The following is a 4,089-nucleotide window of genomic DNA, read 5'->3' as shown; positions in this document are numbered from 1 at the left end:
AGATAACGCCTCGGCACAGGAAAGCAGGCATCGATGGTTTACCGCAGTTAATACGCACATCAAGATATCGGCGAGTTAATTCTGCTGCGACTTCTGCTCCGCCTGAAACAGAAGACAGTGTAGAAAGGGAAGACGCATTGGTAGAGTCAGTAAAAGGTGTTTTATCTTGATGAGGTGTCTGACAACTAGCCTGTACCACGCAAAGCGCAAGAATAAGTAGTCGCTTCAATTCAGTGTCCCTTCAATAATTCGCGCAATGCCGGTTAAACGGCAATGAAGCATCACGTCGTAGAAGGGATTGGACAGCACTAAAAAATCATTGAATAGCTGTCAAACCTGACAGGTAGGCAGGTCTGAAGCATTCAATTATTGTGTCAGGTGGCTCACCGTTTTCAGATTCTGATCATCTCCCGCACCTTGGCGGTCAGTAGATCAAAAGTGAAGGGTTTGGTGATCATCTGCATGCCTGGATCAAGAAAGCCGCCGCGTACGGCCGCGTGTTCGGCATAGCCGGTGATGAACAACACCTTCAGGTCAGGCCGGTATTGCCGACCGATTTCTGCCAGTTGCCGGCCATTCATTCCCGGCAATCCTACATCACTGATGAGCAGGTCAATTCGTTGGTCGGAGTCGAGAATCGGCACCGCGCTGTCGGCATCGCACGCTTCAACGAAGGCGTAGCCCAATTCACTCAATACTGCGCTGACCAGCACGCGTACCGCTTGATCATCTTCGACAATCAGTACGGTTTCACCGTCCAGGGCGTGTGGAGCGTGCTGGATGTCGATCAGGCTTTCCTCGGCCAGATCACCGCTGTAACGCGGTAGAAACAGCGTCACCGATGTGCCGTGGCCCACTTCGCTGTCGATGGTGACGTGACCGTGAGACTGCTTGCTGAACCCGTAAATCATCGACAACCCCAACCCTGTGCCCTGGCCGATCGGCTTAGTCGTAAAGAACGGGTCAAAGGCCCGGTTGATCGTGCTTTCGGGCATGCCACAGCCAGTATCGGTCACGCGCAGCACGACGTAATCGCCGGGCAGCAAATTGCTGTGGTCGGCTACGAAACCGCAATCAAGCTGCTGATTGGAGGTGCTGACGACCAGCGTGCCGCCTTCGGGCATCGCATCACGGGCGTTAAGTACCAGGTTGAGCAGGGCGCTTTCGAGCTGGTTGGGATCGGCCTCGGCGACCCAGAGATCGTCGCTTAGCTGCATGTCCAGCTGAATACTTTCGTTGATACTGCGTTGCAGCAGTTCGCCCATGGACGCCACCAGGGTGTTCATCTCCACCGGTTTGGAATCCAGCGATTGGCGCCGTGAGAACGCCARCAGACGATGGGTCAGGCCGGCTGCGCGGTTAGCCGAGGTCACGCCCAGATCAATCAGTCCATCCAGGTCCTCGGTACGGCCTCGGGCGAGGCGCCGACGTAGCAGCTCGAGACTGCCGATAATGCCGGTCAGCATGTTGTTGAAGTCGTGGGCGATACCGCCGGTGAGTTGGCCGACCGCTTCCATTTTTTGCGACTGTCTCAGGGCTTCTTCGTTGTGTCGCAGTTGGGCGGTGCGCTCCTCGACCTGTTGTTCGAGGGTTTCCAGGGTATTTTGCAGGCGCAGTTCACTTTGGCTCAGATCGATCAACCGGTCCCGGGCCTCATACTGTCGTCGCCGTCCGCGCAATGCGGTGGTGACCAGACTGATCAAGGTCACCGGATGAAACGGACGCTCAAGGAAGGTCACATTACCCAGCTGCGGACCGAATCGCGAAGCAGGGTTCTGCTCGGGCCCGCCGTGATGGGTCAGCAGTACAATCGGCAGGTCGGACCAGGCCGGTTGTTGCTCGATCAGATGYAGAAGAGGGTCCAGACCACAACCGATCAGCGCTTCCGAAGAGATCACCAGCAATCCGGCACCTTGCACCAGCTCGCTGCACAGCGTCGCCAGATCGCGGGTCACAATGCCTTCGAAACCCGCTTCGTTGAGCATCATCAGCGCAATCTGGCTGTCGCGTCCCAGCGGCGCGAGAATGATCGCGCGCTCGGACATCGCCTCGATGATGCTCACCGGATATCGTCCTGTAGCAGCGGCTGGCTTGCGCCCAGATAGGTTGGCACGCCGCGTAATACGCCCTGGAACGCATCCAATGGCTCACCAATCGTCATGCCCCGGCTGCCGATGCGGTATTCGCGGATGGTCGATTCGTGGCTGCCGGTGCGTTTCTTGATGATCGAGATCGCCCGGCGAACCTTGCCCAGGGCTTCGAAGTAGCGCAACAGAATGACGGTGTCAGCCAGATAGGTGATATCGACCGGCGCTTGCATGTCACCAACCAGCCCGTGTTGGGCAACCGTCATGAACGTCGCAGCGCCTCGCCGATTGAGGTACAGCAGCAACTCGTGCATGTGCAGTACCAGCGCGTTTTCTTCCGGCATCGCGGCTTGATAGCCGTTGATGCTGTCGATGACTACAGTTTTGATATTACCTTCATCGACGCAGCGACGAACCCGATGAGAAAACTCACCAGGGGACAACTCGGCCGCATCCACTTGTTCAATCATTAAATTACCGGTGTCTTGCAGCGCCTGCAGGTCGATGCCCATGTTTTTCATGCGCTCAAACAACAGCCCCAGTTCTTCATCGAAGATGAACAGCGCGGCTTTTTCACCACGGGCCACGGCGGCAGCGGCAAAGATCATCGAGATCAGCGATTTACCGGTACCGGCCGGACCCAGAATCAATGTGCTGGAACCCGTCTCGATACCGCCGCCGAGCAGGGCGTCCATTTCCTTGATGCTGCTGGTCAACTGTTGGCGGACATAACCGCCGCGATGTTCGGCCGCCACCAGGCGGGGGAACACATGCACGCCGTCGCCCATGATGGTGAAGTCATGGTAGCCGCCACGGTATTTCTGACCGCGGTATTTCACCACGCGGATGCGTCGGCGTTCGGCGCCATAGTTGGGCGTCAGCTCTTCAAGGCGAACCACGCCGTGCGCGACACTGTGTACGGTTTTATCCAGGGATTCGGTGGTCAGGTCATCCAGCAACAGAACGGTGGCGTCGTAGCGTACGAAGTAGTGCTTGATCGCCAGTATCTGTCGGCGATAACGCAGTGAGCTCTGGGCCAGCAGGCGAATTTCAGACAGGCTGTCGAGCACTACGCGAGTGGGTTTGACCCGCTCGACCACTTCGAAAATCTGCTTGGTGGCTTCGCCCAGCTCAAGGTCCGAGGAGTACAACAGGCTTTGCTGGTGTTCGGCATTGAGCAGGCTTTCCGGCGGGGTCAGCTCGAAGATGTGGATGTTCTCATCCAGCTCCCAGCCGTGGGACAGAGCACCTTGACGCAGCTCGCGTTCGGTTTCTGACAGCGTGATGTACAACGAGCGTTCGCCAGCACAGGCGCCGGCTAACAGAAAATGCAACGCGACAGTGGTTTTGCCARTTCCGGGTTCCCCCTCCAGCAAAAATACGTGCCCACGGGACAAGCCACCGGCCAGGATGTCATCCAGGCCCTCGATGCCGGTGGCGGCTTTTGCACTGAACAACTCGTTTGATGTAGACAAAAAAAACCCTCTCATGACTAGGGGAAGTGAGGCAGCAGGCTTGAAGTGCCTGTAGGGACTGCCTGTTCACTTGACCTCTGGCCGTGATGACGGTTCAACACAATTTCGTTGCTATCAAAGCCCTTGCTGCAACGCGGGGTCGTCGGGATTGAGCTGTTCCAGTTGCGCCAGCAGAATCTGTACGTTCTGCAACTGTCCGCTTTCTTTCCAGTAATTGATCAGCAGCACGCGCGCCTTGCGGTCGGAAGGGTGGCGCTGGACGATTTCCTGTAGTTGTTTTTGCGCAGCTTCCAGCTCTTGCTCAAGGTGCAAGGTGGTTGCCAGGTCGTAGCGATAGTCCTTGTTGTCGGGCTCCAGCTCTACGGCTTTGGAAAGGCCGAGCAAGGCAAACTCACTTTGCCCGTGGTGCAGCAACCAAAGCCCCAGGGCGTGTTGCAGGTAGGCCGAGTCGGGTTGCGCTTTCAACTGTTTCGCCAGCAACTGGCGTGCGGCATCGCTCTGGCCTTGCCGGTCGAGCACATCAATTT

General features: G+C 57.1%; 3 protein-coding genes and 1 pseudogene. All 4 read right to left on the bottom strand.

Features of this window, described 5'->3' with window-relative positions; genetic code table 11:
• Positions 1-229 (bottom strand): annotated as a pseudogene (locus AC1DRJ_RS20590) (halovibrin HvnA); the annotation flags it as partial.
• Positions 230-392: 163 nt separating this feature from the next.
• Positions 393-2,045 (bottom strand): ATP-binding protein, encoded by a 1,653-nt coding sequence (locus AC1DRJ_RS20585; protein ID WP_477803764.1) that lies wholly within the window; start codon positions 2,043-2,045, stop codon positions 393-395.
• Between the two features lie 14 nt (positions 2,046-2,059).
• Positions 2,060-3,562: an ATPase domain-containing protein gene (locus tag AC1DRJ_RS20580; protein ID WP_477803763.1), complete on the bottom strand. Its 1,503-nt coding sequence runs from the start codon at positions 3,560-3,562 to the stop codon at positions 2,060-2,062.
• 114 nt (positions 3,563-3,676) lie between these two features.
• On the bottom strand, positions 3,677-4,089 hold a 413-nt coding region (locus tag AC1DRJ_RS20575; protein WP_477803762.1), incomplete at its 5' end, for a tetratricopeptide repeat protein.

The organism is Pseudomonas sp. P5_B2 (genome assembly GCF_056400445.1).
The sequence above is the reverse complement of the archived record's forward strand: the minus strand, read 5'-3'. Positions and strand labels throughout refer to the sequence as shown.